The 2,370-nt window shown below is 75.8% G+C and carries 2 protein-coding genes; both read left to right on the top strand.

Features of this window, described 5'->3' with window-relative positions; all coding sequences use genetic code 11:
- Positions 1 to 242, top strand: a 242-nt coding sequence (locus AOQ53_RS37310) for an aldo/keto reductase (RefSeq protein WP_201785101.1), incomplete at its 5' end; no start/stop codon positions are given.
- A partial coding sequence (locus tag AOQ53_RS37305; protein ID WP_059424254.1) for an ATP-dependent DNA helicase occupies positions 239 to 2,370 on the top strand: 2,132 nt, incomplete at its 3' end. The genes AOQ53_RS37310 and AOQ53_RS37305, both read left to right, overlap by 4 nt.

The following is a 2,370-nucleotide window of genomic DNA, read 5'->3' as shown; positions in this document are numbered from 1 at the left end:
TCGTGGACGCCGTGACGACCGCGGCCGACGGTCTCGCGGTGACGCCGCTCCAGGTGGCGCTGGCCTGGGTCCGCGACCGGCCGGGCGTGACCGCGCCCATCGTCGGCGCGCGCAACGCGCAGCAGCTCACGGCGGCATTGTCAGTGGAGACCCTTAGTCTTCCTGACGAGATCTGCCGGGCGCTCGACGACGTGTCGGCGCCTGTGCACCGCTATCCCGATCACGACTGGAGCACGCTGTGAGCACGGAGCCGGAGACCACGGAGGACGCCGAGCCGGGGGCGCCGACCGGTGGTGCGGAGACCGAGGGGGCCGAAGGGGACGCAGCCGCCTCCGGCGAGGCGCCCGCAGCCGAGGGGACCGCAGGGGACGCAGCCGCCTCCGGCGAGGCGCCCGCGGCCGAGGCCGAGCTGCGGGCCCAGCGCGCTGAGCGGGAGCGTATCGAGCAGCGCAAGGCCGAGAAGAAGACGCCGATCGAGGCCGGCACCAAGCTGAGCGGCAAGGCCGCCGATCTGCTCGCGGCCGTGCGGGCCGTGGAGAGCGGCGAGAAGCCGGTCGCCATGGTGTTCGAAGGGCCCGAGCCCGCCCCCCGGCGCTCCGCCCCGGAGCCGGTACGACGGCCGCAGCCGGTGGCCGCCGAGGCCGCCGCCGCGTCAACTGCTCCCGCGCCGTCGGCGGTGCAGGCCGTACGGCAGGTGCTCAGCGCGGGCGGTGCCCCCGAGGTGCTCGCGCCGCAGGCGGCCGCGGCACTGGGCGAGGGCGCGGACGAACTGCTGCGCGCGGACCCCTGGCAGTTGCTGCGGGTCGCCGGCGTGCGGCCCGAACAGGCCGACGGGTTCGCGCGGGCCCTGCTCGGCTCCGAGTGCGGTCCGGACGACGAGCGGCGGGGCCGGGCTGTCACCGTCTGGCTCCTGGAGCAGGCCGCGCTGGCCGGGCATACCGCGCTGGAGATGCCGACGCTCCTCGCGGCCCTGGCCCAGCGGGCCGTGCCGAACCCCGACAGCGCCGTGCAGGACGCGATCGCGGAGGGCGACGCGCTGGTCTTCCAGGACGCCCTGGAGGAGACCGGTGGCGCGCCGGCCCCGGTCGAGGAGGAGGGCACGGACGAGGACGAGGAGCGTCCGGTCCGTGTCCTGGTCGGCCTCGAGCGGTACGCGCTCGCGGAGGAGAGCCTGGCCGACGGCTTGGCCCGGCTGGTGAACTCGGTGCCCAAGCAGGACGGTCCGGCCGAGGACTGGGAGCGGGTCGCCGCCGCGGCCCAGGGTTCGACGGGTGAGCTGCTCCGCGCGGTCGCCGCTCATGGCCTGGTGCTGCACACCGGCGGCGAGGCCTCCCTGACCGAGCCCGCGGCACTGCTGACCGCCGCGCACACACTCGGCCTGCGCGCCTGGGCCGCCACCCACGGCCCGATCGGCCGCACCCGCTTCACGGCCCTGCTGCACCGGTCCGAGACCGCGTCCGGCACCCCGTCCACCGACGCTCGGTTCCCCGGCGCCCACTCCCCCGTCGCCACCGTCGCCGGACTGCTCTCCGGTGCCGAAGGGCCTGGCCGGGACGCCGACGGGGCGCTGGATCTCGATCTGCTGGTAGTACTCGACGCGCCGCAGCTGGATGTCGAGACGGCCGCGCTGCTGACGGAGTCGCTGCCGGACGGGGCGCGGCTGGTGCTGGCCGGGGACCCGGGGGTGCTGTGGTCCGTGGGTCCGGGCAGGGTGTTCGCGGATCTGCTCGCGGCGCGGATCTGCCCGCAGGTCGCCTCGCGGCAGCCCGGTCCCGGGCCGCTGGGCGAGCTGGTCTCCGGTATCGGCATCGGCGAGCTGAACCAGGTCGAGGCTCCCGGCAAGGAGGTCGTGATCGTGCCGGTGCGGGACGCGGGTGAGGCCGTGCACCGGACGGTGCAACTCGTCGTGGACTCGGTGCCGCGGGCGATCGGCGTTCCGGCCGAGGAGACGCAGGTGATCACACCGGGGCACGGCGGCGCCGTCGGCACGCGTGCGCTCAACGCGGCGTTGAAGGAGCGGCTCAATCCGGGCCCGGGCCGCTTCGGCGGCTTCGACCCCGGTGACCGGATCGTCTACTCCCCCGTGCCGGGCCGTGCGCTGCCGGGCCGCGTGGTGAAGGCGGATGCCGAGGGGCTGCACCTGTCGTGCGAGAGCGAGGACGTCGTCGTGCCGAAGGAGCGGGTGGAGCAGTCCGTGCGGCACGGCTGGGCGCTCACCGCGCACCAGGCGGTGGGGAGCCGGTGGCCCGCGGTGGTCGTGGTGCTGCCCGGCGATGCCGCGCAGGCCCTCAGCCGGCCGTGGGTGTACACGGCGTTCGGGCGGGCCGACCGCCATCTGTCCGTCGTGCACGGTGTGGAACAGGCGTTGGC

It is taken from the genome of Streptomyces azureus (assembly GCF_001270025.1).
Taxonomy (GTDB): domain Bacteria; phylum Actinomycetota; class Actinomycetes; order Streptomycetales; family Streptomycetaceae; genus Streptomyces; species Streptomyces azureus.
This window is presented reverse-complemented; position numbering and strand designations above follow the sequence as displayed.